This is a genomic window from Patescibacteria group bacterium (assembly GCA_027858235.1).
GTDB lineage: Bacteria > Patescibacteriota > Patescibacteriia > Patescibacteriales > BM507 > BM507.
Window position 1 is genome coordinate 1 of sequence record JAQIDC010000072.1, and the last position, 21,395, is coordinate 21,395.

At 32.5% G+C, this 21,395-nt stretch carries 28 protein-coding genes and 1 tRNA gene; all 29 read right to left on the bottom strand.

All coding sequences use genetic code 11. The features are described from left to right. The coding region (locus PF572_06445; GenBank protein MDA3840693.1) for an NAD(P)-binding domain-containing protein at positions 1 to 449 on the bottom strand (449 nt) is incomplete at its 3' end. 1 nt (position 450) lies between these two features. Then, positions 451 to 636 (bottom strand): hypothetical protein, encoded by a 186-nt coding sequence (locus tag PF572_06450; GenBank protein ID MDA3840694.1) that lies wholly within the window; start codon positions 634 to 636, stop codon positions 451 to 453. A 929-nt stretch (positions 637 to 1,565) separates the two neighbouring features. Beyond that, complete coding sequence (locus PF572_06455; protein MDA3840695.1) at positions 1,566 to 1,979, bottom strand: hypothetical protein; 414 nt, start codon at positions 1,977 to 1,979, stop codon at positions 1,566 to 1,568. A 189-nt stretch (positions 1,980 to 2,168) separates the two neighbouring features. Next, positions 2,169 to 2,681: an NYN domain-containing protein gene (locus PF572_06460; protein ID MDA3840696.1), complete on the bottom strand. Its 513-nt coding sequence runs from the start codon at positions 2,679 to 2,681 to the stop codon at positions 2,169 to 2,171. A gap of 651 nt (positions 2,682 to 3,332) precedes the next feature. Beyond that, the gene (locus PF572_06465) at positions 3,333 to 3,506 is read right to left on the bottom strand and encodes a hypothetical protein (protein ID MDA3840697.1); all 174 of its coding nucleotides are present in this window, start codon (positions 3,504 to 3,506) and stop codon (positions 3,333 to 3,335) included. A 5-nt stretch (positions 3,507 to 3,511) separates the two neighbouring features. Then, complete coding sequence (locus PF572_06470) at positions 3,512 to 4,201, bottom strand: nucleotidyl transferase AbiEii/AbiGii toxin family protein (protein ID MDA3840698.1); 690 nt, start codon at positions 4,199 to 4,201, stop codon at positions 3,512 to 3,514. Then, positions 4,191 to 4,760, bottom strand: coding sequence for a hypothetical protein (locus PF572_06475; protein ID MDA3840699.1), 570 nt, complete (start codon positions 4,758 to 4,760; stop codon positions 4,191 to 4,193). The genes PF572_06470 and PF572_06475 overlap by 11 nt, the downstream gene beginning before the upstream one ends. Positions 4,761 to 5,361: 601 nt before the next feature. Beyond that, entirely contained in the window at positions 5,362 to 6,336 is a 975-nt protein-coding gene (locus PF572_06480) for a winged helix-turn-helix transcriptional regulator (GenBank protein MDA3840700.1), read from the bottom strand. Between the two features lie 310 nt (positions 6,337 to 6,646). Continuing rightward, complete coding sequence (locus PF572_06485; GenBank protein MDA3840701.1) at positions 6,647 to 7,420, bottom strand: nucleotidyl transferase AbiEii/AbiGii toxin family protein; 774 nt, start codon at positions 7,418 to 7,420, stop codon at positions 6,647 to 6,649. Next, positions 7,413 to 8,009 (bottom strand): hypothetical protein, encoded by a 597-nt coding sequence (locus tag PF572_06490; protein MDA3840702.1) that lies wholly within the window; start codon positions 8,007 to 8,009, stop codon positions 7,413 to 7,415. Before PF572_06490 ends, PF572_06485 begins: the two co-directional genes overlap by 8 nt. 588 nt (positions 8,010 to 8,597) lie before the next feature. After that, positions 8,598 to 9,719, bottom strand: coding sequence for a glycosyltransferase (locus PF572_06495; protein MDA3840703.1), 1,122 nt, complete (start codon positions 9,717 to 9,719; stop codon positions 8,598 to 8,600). A 5-nt stretch (positions 9,720 to 9,724) separates the two neighbouring features. Further along, positions 9,725 to 10,138, bottom strand: a complete 414-nt coding sequence (locus tag PF572_06500) for a hypothetical protein (protein ID MDA3840704.1) — start codon at positions 10,136 to 10,138, stop codon at positions 9,725 to 9,727. Continuing rightward, positions 10,135 to 10,677: a nucleotidyltransferase domain-containing protein gene (locus PF572_06505; GenBank protein ID MDA3840705.1), complete on the bottom strand. Its 543-nt coding sequence runs from the start codon at positions 10,675 to 10,677 to the stop codon at positions 10,135 to 10,137. The genes PF572_06500 and PF572_06505 overlap by 4 nt, the downstream gene beginning before the upstream one ends. Before the next feature lie 75 nt (positions 10,678 to 10,752). Beyond that, a complete protein-coding gene (locus tag PF572_06510; GenBank protein MDA3840706.1) occupies positions 10,753 to 11,523 on the bottom strand; it encodes a sugar transferase in 771 nt (256 codons plus the stop codon). Continuing rightward, complete coding sequence (locus PF572_06515; protein MDA3840707.1) at positions 11,520 to 11,825, bottom strand: hypothetical protein; 306 nt, start codon at positions 11,823 to 11,825, stop codon at positions 11,520 to 11,522. The genes PF572_06510 and PF572_06515 overlap by 4 nt, the downstream gene beginning before the upstream one ends. A gap of 266 nt (positions 11,826 to 12,091) precedes the next feature. Continuing rightward, on the bottom strand, positions 12,092 to 12,550 hold the full coding sequence (locus PF572_06520) for a PH domain-containing protein (protein ID MDA3840708.1): 459 nt from the start codon (positions 12,548 to 12,550) through the stop codon (positions 12,092 to 12,094). Between the two features lie 5 nt (positions 12,551 to 12,555). Beyond that, the gene (locus PF572_06525) at positions 12,556 to 13,182 is read right to left on the bottom strand and encodes a nucleotidyl transferase AbiEii/AbiGii toxin family protein (GenBank protein ID MDA3840709.1); all 627 of its coding nucleotides are present in this window, start codon (positions 13,180 to 13,182) and stop codon (positions 12,556 to 12,558) included. Continuing rightward, positions 13,160 to 13,453 (bottom strand): hypothetical protein, encoded by a 294-nt coding sequence (locus tag PF572_06530; protein ID MDA3840710.1) that lies wholly within the window; start codon positions 13,451 to 13,453, stop codon positions 13,160 to 13,162. The genes PF572_06525 and PF572_06530 overlap by 23 nt, the downstream gene beginning before the upstream one ends. 226 nt (positions 13,454 to 13,679) lie before the next feature. Then, positions 13,680 to 13,763, bottom strand: a tRNA-Ser gene (locus PF572_06535). Between the two features lie 5 nt (positions 13,764 to 13,768). Then, the gene (locus tag PF572_06540) at positions 13,769 to 14,017 is read right to left on the bottom strand and encodes a GIY-YIG nuclease family protein (GenBank protein ID MDA3840711.1); all 249 of its coding nucleotides are present in this window, start codon (positions 14,015 to 14,017) and stop codon (positions 13,769 to 13,771) included. 24 nt (positions 14,018 to 14,041) lie between these two features. After that, positions 14,042 to 14,794, bottom strand: coding sequence for a DsbA family protein (locus tag PF572_06545; protein ID MDA3840712.1), 753 nt, complete (start codon positions 14,792 to 14,794; stop codon positions 14,042 to 14,044). Between the two features lie 27 nt (positions 14,795 to 14,821). Then, positions 14,822 to 16,273: an Asp-tRNA(Asn)/Glu-tRNA(Gln) amidotransferase subunit GatA gene (gene gatA, locus PF572_06550; protein MDA3840713.1), complete on the bottom strand. Its 1,452-nt coding sequence runs from the start codon at positions 16,271 to 16,273 to the stop codon at positions 14,822 to 14,824. Between the two features lie 44 nt (positions 16,274 to 16,317). Beyond that, positions 16,318 to 16,662, bottom strand: a complete 345-nt coding sequence (locus tag PF572_06555; GenBank protein MDA3840714.1) for a four helix bundle protein — start codon at positions 16,660 to 16,662, stop codon at positions 16,318 to 16,320. Positions 16,663 to 16,703: 41 nt separating this feature from the next. Then, the gene (gene gatC / locus PF572_06560) at positions 16,704 to 16,994 is read right to left on the bottom strand and encodes an Asp-tRNA(Asn)/Glu-tRNA(Gln) amidotransferase subunit GatC (GenBank protein ID MDA3840715.1); all 291 of its coding nucleotides are present in this window, start codon (positions 16,992 to 16,994) and stop codon (positions 16,704 to 16,706) included. A gap of 59 nt (positions 16,995 to 17,053) precedes the next feature. Continuing rightward, the gene (gene ligA / locus PF572_06565; GenBank protein ID MDA3840716.1) at positions 17,054 to 19,156 is read right to left on the bottom strand and encodes an NAD-dependent DNA ligase LigA; all 2,103 of its coding nucleotides are present in this window, start codon (positions 19,154 to 19,156) and stop codon (positions 17,054 to 17,056) included. Between the two features lie 12 nt (positions 19,157 to 19,168). After that, complete coding sequence (locus PF572_06570) at positions 19,169 to 19,600, bottom strand: hypothetical protein (protein ID MDA3840717.1); 432 nt, start codon at positions 19,598 to 19,600, stop codon at positions 19,169 to 19,171. After that, entirely contained in the window at positions 19,593 to 20,219 is a 627-nt protein-coding gene (locus PF572_06575) for a prepilin-type N-terminal cleavage/methylation domain-containing protein (GenBank protein ID MDA3840718.1), read from the bottom strand. Before PF572_06575 ends, PF572_06570 begins: the two co-directional genes overlap by 8 nt. Then, a complete protein-coding gene (locus tag PF572_06580; protein MDA3840719.1) occupies positions 20,220 to 20,768 on the bottom strand; it encodes a type II secretion system protein in 549 nt (182 codons plus the stop codon). Then, a complete protein-coding gene (locus tag PF572_06585) occupies positions 20,758 to 21,348 on the bottom strand; it encodes a prepilin-type N-terminal cleavage/methylation domain-containing protein (GenBank protein ID MDA3840720.1) in 591 nt (196 codons plus the stop codon). The genes PF572_06580 and PF572_06585 overlap by 11 nt, the downstream gene beginning before the upstream one ends. Between the last annotated feature and the right edge of the window lie 47 nt (positions 21,349 to 21,395).

Sequence of the window (21,395 nt, forward strand, 5' to 3'; positions counted from 1 at the left end):
TTTGCTCTAGGTAAAACGTCTAGAACATTTTTAGCTTTTTCTCTGTGGTGAACGGAGTCAACAGGAATTCCTACAATATTTCTTTCAGGATTAGCTGCATCATGCTCAGCTGTTGCCTCAGTCAAAAATTCTGGTGAATGCATAACAAATATCTCAGAGTTACCCTCTTGAATAGACTTTGTAGCCCCTGGTACAATGGTTGATTTAATAACTGCCACATTACCCTTACCGACAAGTTTAACAACATTTCTAATAATACTATCATCAAAACCCTCAGGTGTGCTTGGCGTTGGAACTGCAATAAAAACAATATCGCATTCTGATATTTTTTCTTTATTTTTATTAAATGGTGCATCAAGAGCATAGCGAACAACATCATATCCTCTTTTTTCAAAATCATCAGCATAAGATGAGCCAATCCATCCCTGCCCAATAAATCCTATTTTCATACTATTTATCCCAATCTTTAATTATTAGCTTCTTGTTCTTGCTGTCAATCTCCACCACTAATTTTTGCTTTTTTTGCCATCCAAACTCCCGGATAGCTTCTATTGGTAGGGTTATTGCGTAAGTTTTTCCATTTCCTACTCGGGATAATTTTCGTATGTTTCTGTCGTTTAAATTTGTTCTTGCCATATTTTTGTATATTAAGCGAACGAGATTCCTACGTCGCTATCGCTCCTCAGAATGACAGAGGATAGGTATAGAATTAACTCTATACCTAATTATTTTTATATCATTATTTTAACATATATTAGCAAAAAATAAAGGTTTAGCAAAAATAGACCACTTTCTACACTTAAACACAAAAAAGCAGAGGTTTTACTCTACTTTAATTAAATTTATGCATTTTAAATGTCCTTGTTTATTTCTACCCGCTCGCCTCGATAATAGCAAGTATTGTTTATGGCTTATTGTAATATATTTTTAACACGTTCTTTCAGTTTAATTTGTTCAAGGCGTTTCGAGGGTCCATGGGGTCACGTCTTGAATTGTGAATTATTATTACGACAAGTAATACTTTATTCTAGATTTGTTCTTGCCATATTATTGTAATGTTAAGCTAACGAGATTCTCACGTCGCTATCGCTCCTCAGAATGACAGAGGAGAAGGTATAGAATTAACTCTATACCTATTTATTTTTATATCATTATTTTAACATATATTAGCAAAAAATAAAGGTTTATAGTGAATAGACCACTCTACATCCTTAAACACAAAAAGCAGAAGTTGCTCTGCTTTAATTGAAATGTGTTCGTTTTAAACGTTCTCGTTTTTTTCTACCCGCCCGCCTCAAGAATGGCAAGTATTGTTTATGGATTATTGTAATGTACTTTCTAACACGTTCTTTCAATTTAATTCGTTCACGGCGTTTCGGGCGGTGATTCCAGACATTTTTCTTTTTTGCCCATGGTTTTTATTATATTGCTTAATTGCTGCATTTTAAATAGATTGCCGCGTCGCTGTCGCTTCTCGCAATGACAAGTAAATGAGGCTACGTACCAGTTAAACAAAAAAGGTTTCACGGTATAAATCTTGAATTGTGAATTACTGATACTAATATTTATTTAATAACAGATCTATAATTTTTTAACATAAATATAGAGTCTGTTTTTAAGTGATTTTTAATCCAGTCTTTTTCCTTATTACTACTAACAACCTCTCCTAATCCTCGTAGAATTTGATTATCTTTAATGTTATTAATACAAGAAACACAATCAGACAAATAGTCTTTAATATTTTTCCCAGTTCTTTCTTTTATTATTTTTGAATTAATATCCCAACCCAAGTTAGCAAAAAAATAAATATCATAAACATCCCTCATTGCTATTTCACTTCTTGAAGTTAAAGCTGCTAATTTACTGGCAAACATATAATCTTTTTTGGCAATCAACATAGAAACACCAAGGTAGCCCTTCACCTCATAATAATCACCAATATTTTCATGCAATTCTCTAGTATTAATTTCAATTTTAATATTATGGTCGCCATCACCATAAGAAAGAAGCTCCTGGGGTCAGGTCTAGCTTTCATCCTTTTTTTCTTTAACATTTGTAGTGCTATAGAATTCACCAGTATTATTATTGACTTTTATATAAAAATAATTTATCATATAAACATCAAGACGAAAAGGGTCCCTGCGATTGCAAAATCAATGGCCCCCTTTTTATTTATACTCAATAAGATGCTTAATGTTAGCAAGGTAATCAAAATATTTCCTTGTTATTTTTTTGTATAAAGATGAAGCAAACTTTTTATTTGGAAACAATATCTTTTCAAATTTATTCTCTTCAATTAAAAAATCAACTAACATTTTATAATCACCGTCTCCCGAAATAAGAACTATCTTGTCAAACGATTCCTGCTTGTACATTTTCCTCATTACAAAAAAGATAATATCTGAATCAACGTTCCCCTTCTTCTTGCCAAGCATAGCAGAATTATGTTCACGAAATTTTAAAATAAACCCAGCTTCTTGAAGTTTATCATATAGATCCTCCTTTTCATCAATCACATATCCAAGGAAATAATAAGCCCTAGAAACACCATATTTCTTTTTTAAATATTTCCTAAATTGCACAAAATCGACTGTCCACGAAGGACTTTCTGAATTTGTCCCCATATGCAAATTTTGTCCATCAATAAATGCAATATTATTATTTCCTTTTCCCTTATTCATCTATTCTTTTTCTAATCATATATTTAATATCATTATATTAACATATATTAGCAAAAAATAAAGGTTTACGGGAAATAGACCACTCTCTATACTCAAGCACAAAAAAGCAGAGGTTTTACTCTGCTTCTGACTCTCTCATTAAAAGATTGCCACGTTTACTATCGTTCACCCCAAGAGTACTTTGTCGCTTCGCTCGGGCGCGCTCGGGTGCACTCGCAATGACAAAATAGAAGATTTTAATTTACACTCTTAGCGCTATAGCGTCGATCAAATTCTCTAACAAGATTTAATTGTTCTTCATTCGCTTTATGGACAGATTCTTTTAGAATACTCTTTTGTTCTCTGGATGATAAATCGGAATATTTAAAGGTTTTCTTTTTTTTAGTAAATATCATATGTTTATATATTAACATCTTTGATTATTTTATACAAAGTTTCCTCATTGCGGGTCCTGGGGTCAGGTCTTGTTTTTTGCATTTTAAATAGATTGCCGCGTCGCTGTCGCTCCTTGCAATGACAAGCAAATGGGGTTACGTCCCAGTGAAATAAAGATGATTTCACGGGATGAATCCCAGTTAAACAAAAAAGGTTTCACGGTATAAATCCCAGTGAAATAAAGAGGGTTTCACGGGACAGGTCTTGAATTGTGAATTAATTAACACGATAGATTCTATCGCTTCCCTCCAGAATGACAAAGAGGGTTTCACGGGACAGGTCTTGTTTTTTTTCATTGCCACCATCAACGACCTCTCCTAGCCCTCTTAGGATTTGGTTTTCTTTAATTTCAATATGTGCCACACATTCAGACAAATACTTTTTTAACACTCTTCTTAGCACTTGGTCTTTAAGAGACTTATTGTTTCATTAATTAAATTATTTTTTGCCCATGTTTTCTGATTTTTATCCAAAAATTCACCTAGTCCATGTAGAACATTTTTTTCATTATAATTATCCTTAATATATTTTATTAGATACTTCATGTATTCTATTTTGCTCTTTCCTGTTCTCTCATAAATAAGAGATTCATTAATAGGAAAGTTTAATTTTAAAAAATAATTTACATCAAAAAGATCTCTTGAGACTGAAATCCTTCTGTCGGTTAAAGCTACAAGCTTATTGGTAAATAATGTTTTTTTGTCAGCCACCTTTATTTCTAGGTCAGACAATAAAAAAATATCAGATGAATTATTTTTCCAAATTCGTTTATTGAATTCTATTTTAATATTTGGATAATTTTCTTCATACGATAAGAGATAAAAAAGAGTAAATTTTTTATCTTTATGCTCTTTTATAACACCACTTTTCCTTATCACTAAATTTAATTCATCTAATATTTCATCACTTGGACTAAAAAGCATATCAATATCTAGGTCAAGTGATAATCGTGGTAAATCATAAAACATCATTGCGGCTGTTCCTCCTTTAAAAACAACCTTAGAACCGACAACTTTTATTATTTCGTATAACAAATCTCTCAAAACAGCTTTGTGTTTATCGGGATTAAATCCCCTACTTGTCATAATATTTTTTTATTTTATTTTGAATAGTTTGAGGATATAATTTTGTCAAACGTTTCAAATATGTTTTATTTATTTTATCTTCATTATCTATATTTGGATTATAACCAAAATAGAATGAATCAAGGATAGCTCTTTCTGGGGTGGCCAAGATAACATTGTCCCTCCGCTCGATTCCCTCATTGTTTGAAAATAAATCATCTTTCATCGAATGATAAAGAAAATCTTTTCCATCAATTCGCTTCTTTTTATGTATGGTGGAAACAGACTGAATATCATTACCAATCTGAAAACAAACTCCGTGCAATAATAATGCTGAGTTAAAAGAAACATAAGATGGGATAATCAAAGTGTTCGCCAATTCGTAATGATTGTAATCCTCAGATAACGCATAATACCCCTTGCTCAATTTAAAAATTAACTCTTTCTGGACCATTCTTTTAGCCGTAAAAACAGTAGTTCTTTCATTGTCTCCCCATATTTTTTGTAGATCCTTTGTCCTAAAAACAGTTCTTCTGGTATTGTTCAGAGCTTTTAATCTCCAAGATAAATTTTTAATCATATTAGTATATAAGTATATAGATTTGTATACTTACAGTATACATTATTGTATAAAAATCGTCAAAAGGATTTGGTTCCTGGGGTCCTGGGGGTCACGTCCCAGTTAAACAAAGAAGGTTTCACGGTATAAATCCCTGTTAAATAGACGTTATTTCACGGGATAAATACCAGTTAAGCAAAGAAGGTTTCACGGGACAGGTCTTGTTTTCTGCATCGCCACGAGATTCTATCAGTCGCTTTCGCTCCCTCCAGAATGACAAGGGGAGGTATTTTATTATTTTCTAGATTCTGAATCGAGTTCAGAATGACAGGGTGGTGTTTTTTTCTTTCTGCCCGCCCGCCTCGAGAATATCAAGCTTTGTTTAGAACTTATAGTAAAGTACTTTCAACACGTTCTTTCAATTTAATTCGTTCACGGCGTTTCGGGCGAGGCATTCCTGGGGTCACGTCCCAGTGAAATAAAGATGATTTCACGGGATGAATCCCAGTGAAATAAAGATGATTTCACGGGATGAATCCCAGTGAAATAGAGATGGTTTAACGGTATAAATCCCAGTGAAATAAAGAGGGTTTCACGGGACAGGTCTTGAATTGTGAATTATTTAGACCTCACTTATAACATCAAAGCCCTTAAAACTACCTGTTATTGCTAATCCAATTATTTTTTTAGACAATTTCTGTTTTTTTATTTTTTTTGCAGTTTCATTTAAAGTAGCTCCCGATCCAACAGCATCATCTATTAATAATAAATTTCTAAACTTAAAATTATTGTCAATAAATATAGTTTTTTTTGCATTATCAATTCTGTCGCTCATGTTACTCAAAGTCTTTTGAGGAATCATTATTTCACTTTTTATTTTTACTAAGTTTAATTTGCTTATCTTTAAATCTAGATTACCTTCTAATTCTTTCATAAACTGCACTTCCCTCTTTACGGTTGGCGGGATAAAAGCTATCCCGTCTATATTGTATTTTTTAATAGTTTTTTCTATTTGAGGCTTAATAATGCTTACAAGCTCTTTTATAAGGGTCCTGTTCTGACTTTGCTTTGCATAAAGTAATAGTTGTCCTAATCTAGTTTTACCGAAACGTTCAATACTGTAAAAATCTAAATATAGGGTTTTATCTAGAGCTAAATTATTAAAAGAATTTCTCATTTTATTTTCACCATCTATCAATCCATCTAATTTATAGGCATCATATTTATCAATAGTTTTAATATATTCTTTGGCTGTTTTTGATATATCTAAATTTTGTTTTTTACACCAATAAATAAAACCATCAACTCCATCCATCTTTTTCCCATCAGGAGTTATAATTAAATAGTTTTTGTTTATTTTTTCTTCTACTTCTCTTTCCAATGCTACATTCTCTGATGTTTCTTTGTTATCCTCATTGAGTAAATAATACACCCTTGGTGGTTTACCCACCTTATTTATATAATTTTTTTCTACTAAATCTAATAAATACCTATGGACCATTTGTCTAGAAATATTAAAATTACCCGACAATTGACTTGCAGTGACCTGTCCTCTTTCCTTAATATATTCAATTATTTTAGTTTTAGTGCTATGCATATAATAATTATACAGTGTTTACAGTTTACTGTCAACTGTAAACACTTATATCTGTTGCATTATTCTAACTTTTCTTATCCTCTCGCGCAGGAAGATATTACTCTGTTTTTATCAATTTAACATTTTCTTCTTTGAAAAATGTGTTATATTTTTTACATATTTACACATATTCGTAATAATTTCATTACAAATATACAATTAATCTGCTACATATAAATCGTATCATTTTTATATGGATATCATATAATTTTCGTAACGGTAAATAGATTTTTAATCTTCTCTACTTGCGACTCTCTTGCGATTTATTGTCCTATAATTTCTGCTCAATAAATTCTCTAAAACTAAGAACTCTTTCAATGTCGTCTGGATTTATTAAGAATGGCTGAACATCGACTGACAATTGTTTCAGGTTTATTTCATCGGTTCTTTTTATCAATATGCTCTTGAGCTTTTCTTTATTGATTTTTCTAATCTTTTCTAGGTATTGGTAATCAGGTAATGTTTTGCCGAGAAGAAAAGACACGTCATAAAAATCTCTTCCTTTTGCTCTCTTTCTGTCGAGTATTGCAATAATTTTTTGTACTAAAATAACTGATTCCGTATTCGTTATTATTCTTCTATATACTCCAAACTTATTTAAGAGAAAAGACTTTGTTTCGGCTAATTTCTTTTTTTGAACTGCATCAACCCTAATTAATATTTTTTCATCATTATTTCCTGATAAATTATTGTCAAATAATAAATCTGGGAACTTAATATAGCAATGATAAGCTCCTTTCTCGATAAATCTATATTCCACTTTATACCCTTTGTTTTCCATGTCAGTAACTACTTTTTCGAGTAAGCCAGAAAATTCTTTGTAGCTAAGACCAAAATTATCAAAATCCAAATCTTCAGAAAACCTTTCTGTACCATAAACTATTCTTATCGCTGTTCCACCAATAAAACTAAGCTTCTCGCTTCCCTTTTGTTTATATATTGAATCAAGCAACTCGTATTGCAAATATTCTACAAGAAGATTTTTAATATGATGTTGGCTTAAACTTTCAGGATATTCACTTTTTATTTGTTCTAGACTATACATAAATCATTTTAATAATTCTATTAACTTTACTGCTTCCCGTTAGATCTCTATATTCTTTTATTTTTTTATAATCTAATTTTTTTATTTCTGACATATTCAATCTAAGCTCTTCTAATTCACTTTCGTTATTTATTTTCGAAGAGTTTAAATATAAATAATCAATCAAGGCCTTCTCAGGTGTAGCTATTAAATACGGTTGATCTTCGGTGTCTATTTTTTTATATCCAAAGAATAAAGACTTTTTGATGTGGCGATAAATAAATAAACCGAGCTTATTGCTATAAGTTCTGGTAGTTTTTGTTGTCACTGAAGTAACATTAAAAACCATTTCTGGTATCAAACCATAGAGGGATAAAGCCCACTCTAGGCTAATATAGCTCGGTTCATATAACCTATAGGCAATATGTTCTTTTTTTATTTTATTTTTTTTATCCAGAACTACATATATTCCATTTTTTAGCTTTGCAATATAGCCCTTATTTGACCACATTGTTAACTGATATGGATACACATTAATATTCATTAATCGCAATAATTGCAACGAAAAGACAGGTTCATTAATTGTGTTGATAAAATCAATGTATTTCATTTTTTTATTAATTTTAATAATATACTAAAATTATATCAAAAAAAGTTTATTTTGTAAAGGGGCTATTTTATATCTAGGAAAGTGCTTCTAGGAGGGGTCCACTCCTTTTTCTCACTATTTTATATTTAAAGACAGTTTAAATTAAATCTGAAACATCTCATTTCTTGTATTAGTTATATTTAACTAATACAAGAAATATCATTACTATTTATTTCTTTAATTATTTCTGCCCGCCAGTTTTGAGAATAGCAAGCATTATTTATGGTTTGTTGTAAGATACTTTATCACGTTCTCTCAATTTAATTCGTTCACGGCGTTTCGGGCGGGCCCGACCACCTCGAGAATAGTAAGCATTATTTGTGAATTGTTGTAAAATAATTTTAACATGTTTTATTAATTTAATTCGTTCACGGCGTTTCGGGCGGGGATATATTTTTCTTTTGCTACGGTATAGAAAAATTTTGGAATGACAAGGTGAGGTTTTGTTGTATTACTTTAGAGTAAAACGAAGATCCTGAATCGTCCCGTTTACGACACTTTGTGACTACGGGAGACATCGCTCACGCGCGAGCCAGTTCAGGATGACATTTAATTTTTATAAATTTCCAAATAACTTTCGGTCATTTTATTTGAGGTAAACTTTTCTTTTTCAATAGCCTTATTTAGGGAATAATCTGAAATTATTTTTAGTTTTTTTATAAAATCTTCTTTATCGCCTGCAAGAAATAAATTATTTATATTGCTGATAACCTCTTTATTGCCTCCAACATCAGAAGCTAGAATGGGAACACCTGAGAATAGAGCCTCAATCAAAGAAATAGATAGCCCTTCATAGCGAGAAGGTAGGGCGTATACATCGAAGGCTCTAATATATTTGACAGCATCATTGAGCTCTCCAAGAAGAAAAACTTTTTCTCCTATATTCTTTTTTTCAATTATTTTTTCTAAACTACCTCTTTCATTCCCCTCTCCTATTATCACCATTGCTAGATTAGGAATGATTTTCTCAATTTCTTCAAAGTTATTTAATAAAAATGCATGATTCTTCTGATAATCAAGCCTGCCGACAGTTCCTATAATAAACTTATCTTCTAGATAAATATTATATCTCTCCTCTAAATAATCTCTGGCGTCTTCTTTCACTAAAAAATCTTCTTCACTTGTGTTTATACCGTTATAAATAGTCTTTCCGTCCTGAACTAACTTAATGTCTTGTGCTCTTTTTTGATTTAGTCCACTCACAAAAACTTTTTCATCAACAAAAATAAGTAAAAACTTGAACAGAATATAGTTAGCGATTTTTAAAATTATATTTTTCTTGTAGCCGGAATCCAGGAGTGATAAGCCATGAAAGGTGAAAATTGTTTTTAATTTTTTATCTAGTAACTTAACGCTCATTGCGCCAAGTAGAGCATTAGTACTATTGAAATGTACTACGTTGAAATCTTTATTTTCTATATATTTCTTCAATTCAAAAATATATTTAACCCCCGAAAAAGGATTTGCTGATCTTCTGAGATTTTTTATTTTTACACTTTCAATCCCCTCTTCTTCTAACTTAATTGGCAAATAGCCATCTTCGCCATATGCGACTGTCACGGTCTGCCCTGATTCTTTTAAGCATCTCGCTAAATTCAAAAGAAAAACCTGAGCACCGCCAAGTTCACCCTTTGTTATTACTAATAAAATATTTTTTAGAGTCTTTTCCATTGTTTTTAAAGTAATTTATCTTGATTGTTTTTTTCTTTAAAATAGTTCTCAGATTTATTAAATACTTCTTCGATCCATAGAATTGTCTCCTGCGCGTCTTTATCAGAAACTGCTAGTCCGCCAGAATATAAATCATAATTTCTTTTTTTTCTTATCTTGTTCCCAACAGATTTAATATCCTTCTTTTTAAGTACTATTGCTAATTCATCTATCAACTCTTTATGGTGACCTCTATTTGAATCAACTCTCAATCCTTCTTTTGCACAAACCGATATAGCTAGCTTCAAGAGAGCATCATAGGCAAATCTAAATTTAACGTCATTGTTGTCGCTTCTTTTTGCTATCTTAAAATCTTTGTTTGCTGCACTAAAATATTTTGTAATTTGATTCTCAGTAAATTTAAACTTTTTGAATGTCATATTATTTTTAAATACTCGTTTGCGAAGATATTTTTTAAAAAATCATCTTCCCCTTTTTTCTCTAAAAAATCTTTTTTGGAATAATTTACAACATTTATTTCTCTTCCAAAATCTTCCTCAAGACTAGACATTGCCTTAATGATTTCTATTGAAGAATGTTTTCCAACAAGCAATAAATCAATATCGCTATTTTTGTTAAAATCACTTCTTAAAAATGATCCAAAAATATAGGCCAAATCTATCCCTGAAATTTTTTTCAATTCTTCTTTGATTCTGTTTTCAAAACCATACTTAAATATATAAATTTTTTTATATTCTTCGATAAGCGGAAAATTATTATTTAAAAAATATATTTTTCTATTTCCATCCACCTCGCTACTTAGTAATTTTTCATCTTCTAGTTCTTTAAGTTTCTTACTTAAATTACTCACATCCAGCTTTAGAACACCTGCCAAATCGTGAAGATGTTTCCTTGTCTCTGGATTCATAAAAAAATATCCCAGCACCTTTATTATTATTTGAGATTTTTTATTAAACATATTGTGGTAAATAATTACTATGATTATGGTATAAATATACCATGTTTTTATTTTTTGTCAACTCTAAAAGATAAACTATATACCCTCCGCTCTAAAGAGTACATTCACAGTTTTATAGATTATCTTCATGTCAAACATCAATATCTTCAGGGCTGAATTGTTGCGACAAAAATCTATATATTCATTATCCAGCTCAATATGACTTTTTTTTGCTATTCCTTTTTGTGACTGATAATTACCTGTCAAACCTGCCTTAATAACTTTCTTGCAATCATCCCCCCTGTCGAGTAAAACTTGATACACTTCAAGATTCACTGGTCTTGGCCCAACAAAGCTAATATCACCTATCAGAATGGCTAAAAACTGCGGAAATTCGTCGATATAGGTCTTTTGTAGAAGTTTACCCATATACGTCAAACTATGGCCATTATGCTCCAAGGTTTTCGTGTGAATAAGAACTCCTCTTTTTCTTAAATCTTCTATTACTCTTGGTTTAAATATATTAAATTTTATCAGATTGAATGGTTTTCCTTGAGATATTCTCTTTTCCACATAAAACAAAGACGCAAAAGTACGGTGGAGTGTAATATGTTCAATAAATACAAGAATCGCAATAAGAAGTGTAAACGGTAATGTTGCAATAATAATAATCAAAGAAAAAACAATATCAAGTATTCTTTTTGATATTGGCATATTTACTTGTATATTTTGGTTGTTATTTTTATTCATTCTTAATATTTTAACATATTTAACATACATGTCACTAGTTTGTTGGGTTGGATTGGGTTTGGATTGACATTTTAAAAGCCCATCGTTTTCTGATGGGCTTTTTTTGCTCTGTTTCATAAGTCTTCCTTTTTAAGAACGTCATTCCATAGATAGTCTACTATGCAATACTCTCCGTTGTCGTCATCCCTGAACTTAAAAAATATCTTTTTTGGAGATGGGAATAAAAGTACGCAACCATTCTTTTTTTCAATTTCAACCATATATTCAGAAAATTTCGAAGGATGTACATACATGAAAGTATCCAACAATTCATCTAGTGAAAAAATATTGTCTTGTGGTATGAATTTGTTTCCTGAATTGTTGTCTTCTGGAGTTGATATTTTTGATATATCAATATTATTTTTATTGATCTGTCTCATAACAAACTCCTTTCAAAGGTTGGGTTAAAAAGGGCTAGCTACTTTCATTATGACATAGTTAAGCTTATTGGCCTATGACACAGAAGTTTGGCTTCCAAGACAAAAAGCCCCGTTTCTCAAGGGCTTTATTTATTAAAATTCATCAACTTCATCATTAGGAACTGAATTTGCTACATAGAAAATGTTATTTTAAATATTCATCAAAGGATTTATCATTTTATATTCTGTTCATTTTGCCCTCCTTCTGAAAAGAGTTTAGGGTTCTGTTACCTGTTCTTGTCTTTCAATATATCAATTTTCTTTTTTACTTCATGAGGTTTCTCTATACTGCTTAAAAAAACCTCCTCCTGACTTGTTCCAGCAGTATTTATGGAAAGATGTCCTGTGTGAGTTATTATTCTTTCAAAAAAAGGTTCTCCTACATTTATATCAGTAATTTTTGAATAATCTATGCTGGTCAAATTGGTTGACAGCCAACCCCTGTGAATCAATATCCGTTTGTTCGTGAGTGCATAGGCATTGGCCACTCGGAAATAAAAACCAAAGAAAAACCAAACAGAAAGCAGAAGCATCGTTGCTGAATACACCTCAATGAACATCATCAAAACAGAAATAACAGTCAAGACGACAAGGCCAATCTTGAGATATCTTTCCCCTATTGAGAATTCATATTCTATCTTTTCATCAGTTCCCAAAACTTTTTTCCAAATTTTTTCGTAATTCATAAATTTTAAATATTAACTCTTTTACTATCGAGTAGCCCAATTAAAAACTTTTTGACTTTTTCTAACTCGACCTTATTGTCGTGTTTAAACATAATAGGCTCAGTATCTATGTCATCGAAATATACCAAACTTTTCAAGATTAAATTAACATCAATATCCTCAAACTTTTTCTGACATAAATCTAAAATTTCTTCAAAATCATGCTCTTTGAAAATAAAATATAAATCAATATAATCTTTATTTGTAGCTCTGCTTAAGATAGCTGACAACTTCATGCAGGCAATATCCTCGATTGAGGCTAGGGCCAAATAATCTTCTTCAATCAAATTCTTTAGCAGTTTATATCTATAGGAAAAAAAACTCAATTTAACATCACCGTCAATCAAGACAGTTAGCGTATTTTTATCTTCTTGAATTTTCAAAACTTTATAATCAACAAACACCTCTTTTATTGCTGTGAATAATTCCGTGGTATCAATATTTCCTTGTTTAAAGAAATCAAAATCAACACTATCTCTGTGCCCGATTTGCAAAGCCAAAGAAGTCCCTCCAGCCAAGTAAAACTCTTTTTTAAAAAAACTTAAAAGAGGTAAAATCTTAATTCTTTTTTTATCTAAAATGTCGTAAAACATGTTTTGTTTTTTTAGGTTCTAACTTGAAAATAATTGACCAATAATTTAATGATTTATTGTTCCATTCACCGGGTAAGGGGTTTTCGACTTGCTCTTTTATGTCTTTTTTGCCATAAATACTAAACAATAAATCAGTTGTTTCTTTTGTGCCTAGATTTAAAATATTGGTAATAATCCTTTTTTTATTTTTATAAATATCCATTTTGGAAACATCAAATGACCAAAGAAATGGCTTAAATTTTTTTAAAATTTCTGTTTGATTTTGTTCCATATAACGCTATATTATCACATATTTAACCAAAAATCAAGAAAGAATTTATACTTTTTTAAACAAAAATTCCCCTACAACTAGGGGAATTTTAAGAGTTTGTTATGCGGAGAGGACGAGATTCGAACTCGTGGTACCTTTGACAGCACACACGCTTTCTCCGTTCAGCTAGCTTTGCTAGTGAACGGATCCGTTCGCTCTGCCGAACGGACAAGCATAGGTTTTCCTGCGGAAGGAGAGGGATTCGAACCCTCGTGGGCTTTCACCCACCTGCTTTCCAAGCAGGCGCCATAGGCCACTAGGCGACCCTTCCAAATACTATTTTAAAAAATATAACCTTTTATCCAAAATACGTCTACCCTGACTTGTCTTATAAAAAATTTCTTGATCTCTTGCCGCTTTTTCGTCTATAAATGCTTCATAATAAACAAGTTTTAATGGTCTTCTGTTTTTAGTGATTTCGATTCTTCCTTTTTGATGATCTTCTATTCTCTTTTTCAAGTCTGAACTAAACCCAGTGTATCTATTCCCATCTTTTTCGCTATTTAGAACATAAACATAAAACATATTTTTCCTTTGTTTTCAATTTTTTTATCTTCTCAACCCTTCCTCAACTATAGTTTTTAATCCTTTTTTTTCTTTCCCTAACTGATCAACGAAATCATCATATGGATAAGCCCCTGCTAATGGTTTGCCGTTTATAAAAGTAGTTGGGGTTCCAGTCACTCCGTAACTCTTTGCTTCTTGGACTAATTTTTCAATTTTATTTTTATACTTTTCTGATTCAAGGCATTCTGTAAATTGCTCAACATTTAACTCAAGCTCTTCTGCGTCTTTTATATATTCTAATCTACTTTGTAATTTATTCGCACTGTCTTCATAGAGTTTATCATACATTCCCCATGTACTGCCTTGCTCAACTGCACATTCAAATGCAAATGCAGCATCAAGAGCTAGACTATGGTTACTTAAAATAAAATGTCTAAAAGCGAACACAACATTATCGGCATATTCTTCACTAATTCTTTTTAAGTCACTAACATATGTATTACAAAAAGGACATTCAAAATCTGAATAATATATTATTTTTACTGGGGCGTCCAAATTACCAATATAATTATCATCTTCGCTAATTGGTCTCATTTGTAACTGTTGAACCCTCTTGGCTGCATCAATTGCTTGCATATATGGATTTTCGGATTCGGAATCATCAATCAATCCAGTGTCTCCCAATATATTTTCAACGGCCACCTTGTCTTCTCTAAAAGAGTAGGCATAAGCAAGACCTATTAACGCAAAAACTACCAATAAAACAACTATTGAATAACCTTTATTATTTTTCATACACTTTATTTAGATAATAAATAATATTTAAAAACTAATTTCTGGTTTTGTGATATTATAATTCTTCTCAAAATTCCCCGCAACTCTCAAAATTGTTTTTTCATCAAACCTAGCACCAATCAATTGCATCCCTATGGGAAGCCCTTCCGAAAAACCACATGGAACCGATACAGCTGGCAAACCAGCCAATGATGCACTCGTCACGTAAATATCTTCCAAATACATTTTGAGTGGATCATTTGATTGCTCCCCTATCTTAAAAGCTGTATGAGGTGAAGTTGGGGTAAGAATAACATCTACTTTTTTTAAAGCCTCATCCATTTCATTCTTAATTAATGTTCTGACTTTTTGAGCTTTCAAATAATAAGCATCGTAATAGCCGGCCGACAAAGCATATGTTCCAAGCATTATCCTTCTCTTTGCTTCTGGCCCAAAACCCCTACCCCTGCTTTTTGAATATATTTCAAACAAATCATTTCCATTTTGCTCAGATAGGCCGTATCGAATGCCGTCAAAACGAGCGAGATTCGAACTTATTTCCGAAGGAGTTATAATATAATAAACAGGAACAGCATATTTTGTGTGAGGCAAACTAATATCAACAAATTCTGCTCCTAGCTCTTTTAGTTTTTCAATAGAATTGTTTAGCGCTTCTGCAACATCCCCTTCCATTCCTTCTTCAAAATATTCTTTTGGTAGGCCGATTTTTAATCCTTTAATGTCTTTTGACAATTCTTCGCTATACTTATCTATTTTTTCGTCTACTGTTGTTAAATCATTTTTATCTATTCCAGAAATAATTTCCTGAACAATAGCAGCGTCTTCGACTGTTTTTGTGAGAGGTCCCGGAACGTCAGTAGAACTAGTCATTGCAATAAGCCCAAAACGTGAAGCTCTCCCATAGGTTGGTTTCAATCCAACTACACCGCAAAAAGATGCTGGACAGCGAACTGAACCTCCGGTGTCTGTTCCTAGTGCAAATACGCACATGTCAGAAGCCACGGCAGCTGCTGAGCCACCAGAAGATCCACCTGGAACTCGTGTTAAATCCCATGGATTGTGAGTGGTCCCAAAAGCAGAGTTTTCTGTTGAAGCCCCATGAGCAAACTCATCTAGATTTGATTTGGCTAGCAAAATTGCCCCTGCTTCCTTGAGTTTTTTTATAATCGTTGCATCATACGGAGCAATATATTTTTCTAATATTTTTGATGAAGCAGTTGTTTTCACTCCTTTTGTTAGAATATTGTCTTTTGCAATAAATGGAATACCCAAAAGTTCTGTCCATTCACCTTTCGCTATTTTTTCATCGGCAATGCTAGCTTCCTCTAAAGCCTCTTTTTCCAAAACAGTAATAAGGGCCTTTATTTTTCCGTCTTCTTTTTTTATCCTATCAAGACAAGCGGTCACTAATTCAACAGAAGTTATTTCTCTGCTTTTTAGTTTAGTTTGCGCTTGAGTTAAGCTAAGTTCATTTAACATAGATCATGTAGCATGTAACACAAAACATGTAACATACAAAAAATTTATTTTATTATTTTATATACCATAGCCCCTATCTCTTCTGACAATACTAGTGCTTTTTCATAATCACTCTTTTGTAAATACTTTTCTACTAGACAGAAATGCAGTAAATATTTTGATTCCTTTAGGGATCCGTAAGATATTTCTAAGAAATTTTTATAAACTTTACAATTATCACCTTTCCTCCTAGCATAGCCCTCAATGTAGTTGAGAACAACCGACAAAGATGATCTTCTTAATTGAGATGTAATCCCGTAAATTTCATCTTTAGGAAAATTTTTAGTAAATCCATAAACCAAATGAGCATATTCATCCATTCTAATTCTTAGTTTTTCATGATATGTCATATGTTTTTATGTTACATGTTTTGTGCTACATGTTTTGTGCACTATAGTACTCTCTTTACCTTCACTTGATGATTTTCTAACTCAGGTGCTTGGCTCAAAGCATCCTCTCTTTCGTCATTAAGCCATTGTTCATCTTTGTCTTCTCTTAGTCCATTTAAAAGTCCTGTCACTTGAGCAGTTGGCTCGACTTGACTTGTATCGACTTCCTGAAGCTGGTCAATATAACCTAGAATATCTGACAATTGATCACCATACTGTATAAATTCTGCTTCGCTTAACTCAAGACGAGCTAATTTTGCAATATGTTCTATATCTTTTTTCTCTAATTTCATAGTTTTAGTTAATAGTTAAAAGATGAAAGTTAAAAGTTACTTATTAATTCTTTATATTTCTAGCCTTTAACAATATCTAAAAATTCTTCTTCATTTAATATTTTTACACCTAGATTTTTGGCTTTTTCTAGTTTACTCCCCGCCTCTACTCCAGCAACTACAAAATCTGTTTTTTTGCTAACAGAAGAGGAAATAGAGCCTCCCAGCTCTCTTATTTTAGCTTTTGCCTCGTCTCTTGTCAATTTTGACATTGCTCCCGTTAAAACAAAGGTTTTATCTAAAAATTTACTATTTTCCTGCTTAGCTAAATTATCTTCAATAATTATCTGAACCCCATGACTTTCTAATCGTTCCAAAATAGCCAAATTATGTTCATCCCGAAACCATTCAAACATACTCCTAGCTACAATTGGGCCAACATCTTCCATTTTTTCCAAATCTTCTGCACCATATTCTTGAACTAATTTTATTAAATCTTTTAACTTTCTACTTTTAACTTTTAACTTAGTAGCAAGAAAAATCGCTGTTTCCTCTCCCACATGCCTTATCCCGAGACCAATCAAGAACTTTGCTAAATCTACGTTCTTTTTCCCTTCAATTGATTTAAGCAAATTATCAGCTGATTTCTCAGCGAATCTTTCCAGCAACAGCAAATCTTCTTTCTTCAAATTATAAAAATCACTTATATCTTTTATTAAACCCCCTGACACTAATTGTTCAATTATGCTTGGTCCGAGACCTTCAATATCAAGAGCTCCTTTTGAAACAAAATGCATTAACCTTCGAATATTCACAGCATAACAATTTTTATTGGTACATCTGTAGGCAACCTCTCCTGAAGCTTTTTCAACATTACTTTCACATATCGGACATTTCTTCGGTCTACTTATTACTTTTTCCGTTCCATCACGAAGATTGTCTAGGACTTTTACAACTTTGGGAATAACATCTCCTGCTCGTTCTAGAATAACCGTATCACCAACTTTTAAACCAAGTCTTTTTATCTCATCCATATTGTGAAGAGTGGAATGACTAACTGTTACTCCGCCAACAAAAACTGGCTCAACACTTGCAATCGGGGTAAGAGTTCCGGTCCGACCAATTTGCCAAACAACATCAAGAACTTTTGTTGTGACTTGTTCGGCGGAAAACTTGTAGGCCATATAATATCTGGGGCCTTTACCAATATGCCCAAGGACGGGCCAGAGATGAAGATTGTTAACTTTCACAACAATGCCATCACATTCAAAGGGCAAGCCATTTCTATGATCATCCCAATAATGATGAAACTTTATAACTTCGCTCAGGCTCTTTTCAATTTTGTTTTGTGATAAAACTTTAAATCCTAAAATGCTAGCCAGTTCATGCTCTTGTTCGTGATTGTCCAATAAATTATCTTCTCCAAGCAAAAGACTATAAACAAAAAAATCTAGATTTCTCTCAGAAACTATTTTTGGATTAAGCTGCCTAATTGTCCCTGCGGCTGCATTCCTAGGATTAACAAAAATATTTTTCCCTTCTTTCTTGTATTTTTTATTAAGTTCATCGAAAACCTTTTTTGTCATAATAACCTCTCCTCTTAGTCCTATGGTCCCCGACTCTATTGCTTTTAATATTGTTTGTGCTTTATTTTTTTCAATGCCAATTTTTTCAATATCCGAAAGATTTATCTTTCTCAGAGAGAGAGGAATGGCTTCTATCGTTTTTAAATTTGCAGTTACATCCTCGCCAACAACCCCATCACCTCTTGTGGCTCCCTTGGTGAGTTTGCCCCCAACATAAACAAGGCTAGCCGCGAGACCATCCATTTTTAATTCACAAAAATATTCTATCTTCTTTGAGCTAGGGCCAATTATTTTCTTTAACCTTTCCTCCCATTCAAACATTTCATTTTCAGTAAATGAATCAAAAATTGACATCATGGGTTTGGAATGTTTTATTTTCTCAAACTTCTCCAAAGGTTGCCCTCCGACTCTTTGAGTTGGTGAATCTGGAGTTATAAATTCTGGATTTTCTTCTTCAAGCTTTTGAAGTTCATTTTTCAAGCTATCATGAGCGGCATCAGTTATTTCTTGCTTGTCTTCCACATGATAAAGAAATCGATGATAATCGATTTCTTTTTTTAACTTTTCAATTCTTTCTTTAGCTTCTTTTTTGTTCATGGTTAATAATTTCTAATAGACTAGACGCACTGCTCTTCTGGTTCCCCTATATTCTCCGAAGTTAGTTAATGTTGTTGTGGCATCAACTGTATCGTAATTATATAAAATATAATATTCGGCACCATCAAAGAGAGTTGATCTTTGTTCAGTGCCCACACAGCCATCAAAGCCTGTATTTATATACTCTCCATCTTCACAAGTTGGCGTCCCAGTTGGCGGATCAAATACCCCTTTCCTAACCTCCCAAAGGAACTTCTCTGCGCCAGCCTCAGCCGCAAAATAAGCTTGTGTCGCATTGGCCTGAGTCTTAGACACTTTCAATCCATTTATAACAACACTACCAAGAGACAAGCCCACTGTCAAAATACTAGTCATTATCAACAATGTTATCATCAATAAAGTAGCACCTCTTTTGTTTGTTAATATTTTTTTTAAATTATTCATAATATCTTGAAGTTATTGTCGTCTGCAAAGTTGTTTTTTGTTTATGAATTTCTCTTCCCTTGCTTGTTTCAACATCCACCTTTAATGTCACTGAGGGTTGCCTTGAATGAAAAGCACCAATCTCATCATCCCAGACATTGAAATATAAATTCTCCAAACTTATCTCATTGGGAGTCACGAACATCTCTTCATCATCCAATCCTTTTACTCTTCTAATTGTCCAACTATCTACATCGCCATTATTTCCAATAGCATATGAAACACACTCTTCTTTTCTATTCATAAAATAGAGAACATGATAGCCAGGAAATGTTGTAGAATCTATATTAAAAATTTTATTTGGTACAGTTGCTGGAGCAATAATATCGGCAGTCAACCCAAGGGTCGCTGCACAAGAGTCTTCACTTTTCACTGCTGTTCTTATTTCTTTACTTACCATCTCAAAAACAAATTTCATACTTTCTTGAATATTCTGAGTCGCTATAACGCTTTTTTGAGACTCAATCATTGACAGATAAATACTTGTTATCATTAAAAAAACGACCGCAAATATGGCAATAGCCACTATCATTTCCAGTAGAGAATACCCCCTTTCATTTTTAATAATATTTTTTATCATTTATCTCCAATTATATAATAATGTTTTTGCGATATAGTCATTCGATTTTCCAGAAGTCACCCAATTGACCCTAGACTCAACCTCCCAACAATCTGAACTAGAGGGAGTGCAATCACTTACAGTTATTAATCTTCTATAAGTCGAAGGTGCCCCTCCTGCTACATGGTCATAAAAATTACCATTATATCTCAGAATGGTGTCAGAGTCATTGATTGAGGCCACATCATTGGTCGTGATACTGTCACCATAGTAAATAGTAAAAGTTCTATCAGTCCCTCCAAAATTATCATCCCAATCAGGAAGGGATGAATTGAGCCAATTCTCATCTCTGTAACCCCGAACCAGTTCTAGGCCCTCTTGAGCAAACAAGGACGCCTTTAGATAACCAGCATTTAATGATTCCGCTCGCATAGTCATGAGCATAAGAGATGATATTCCAACTAAGCCAAAAGAGAACATAGCCAAAACAACAATAATTTCCATAAGAGAAAAACCTCTTTTGTTTGAGGGGGGGAATAAGAATATTTTTTTAGAAATATTAGTCAACATCAACAAGGCCAAATTTATTTAATATAATAGATTTTGTAGCACCCCTGGAGTGCTCCAAGGTTATTGTTACTTCAATAGCGCTATCAGTGGCTCCAAAAACAAAGCTCCCGTCTGTTGGGTGATCACTCCCTCTTAGCATAATTATTGGATCAGGAGGATAAAAAATTGCCCAGAAGTAGCTGGAGTGATCTGTCCCATCACTAATATCTGAAACATGTACATTTTTCCCAATAACCTTATTAACAAAAACTTCATTCGTTGGTAATATATCTGATTTTCCAGAATTACTGAGATCAAAAAATAAGATAAAATTCTCTGGGTTGCCAGCAGTATCATCTGTGAGCCTTATTCCCCACCCTCCTACATCAGAAATGCTCCCAGCATATTCCTTATAGCTCAAAGCATATCCCTGAGCTTTTCTTATTTCACTAACAAGATTCTGAGTGGCGATATTAAGCTCTTCAGATGATCCTCCTTGGCGATAATTAGCGACCATTATACCAGATATAAGACCAATAATAGCAATAGAAACTATAAGTTCAATTAGAGTAAAACCGTTGCTGTTTTTAAATATATTCATTTAAAAAAATTATAATATTATCTATTATACCACAAAACACGCTCCCT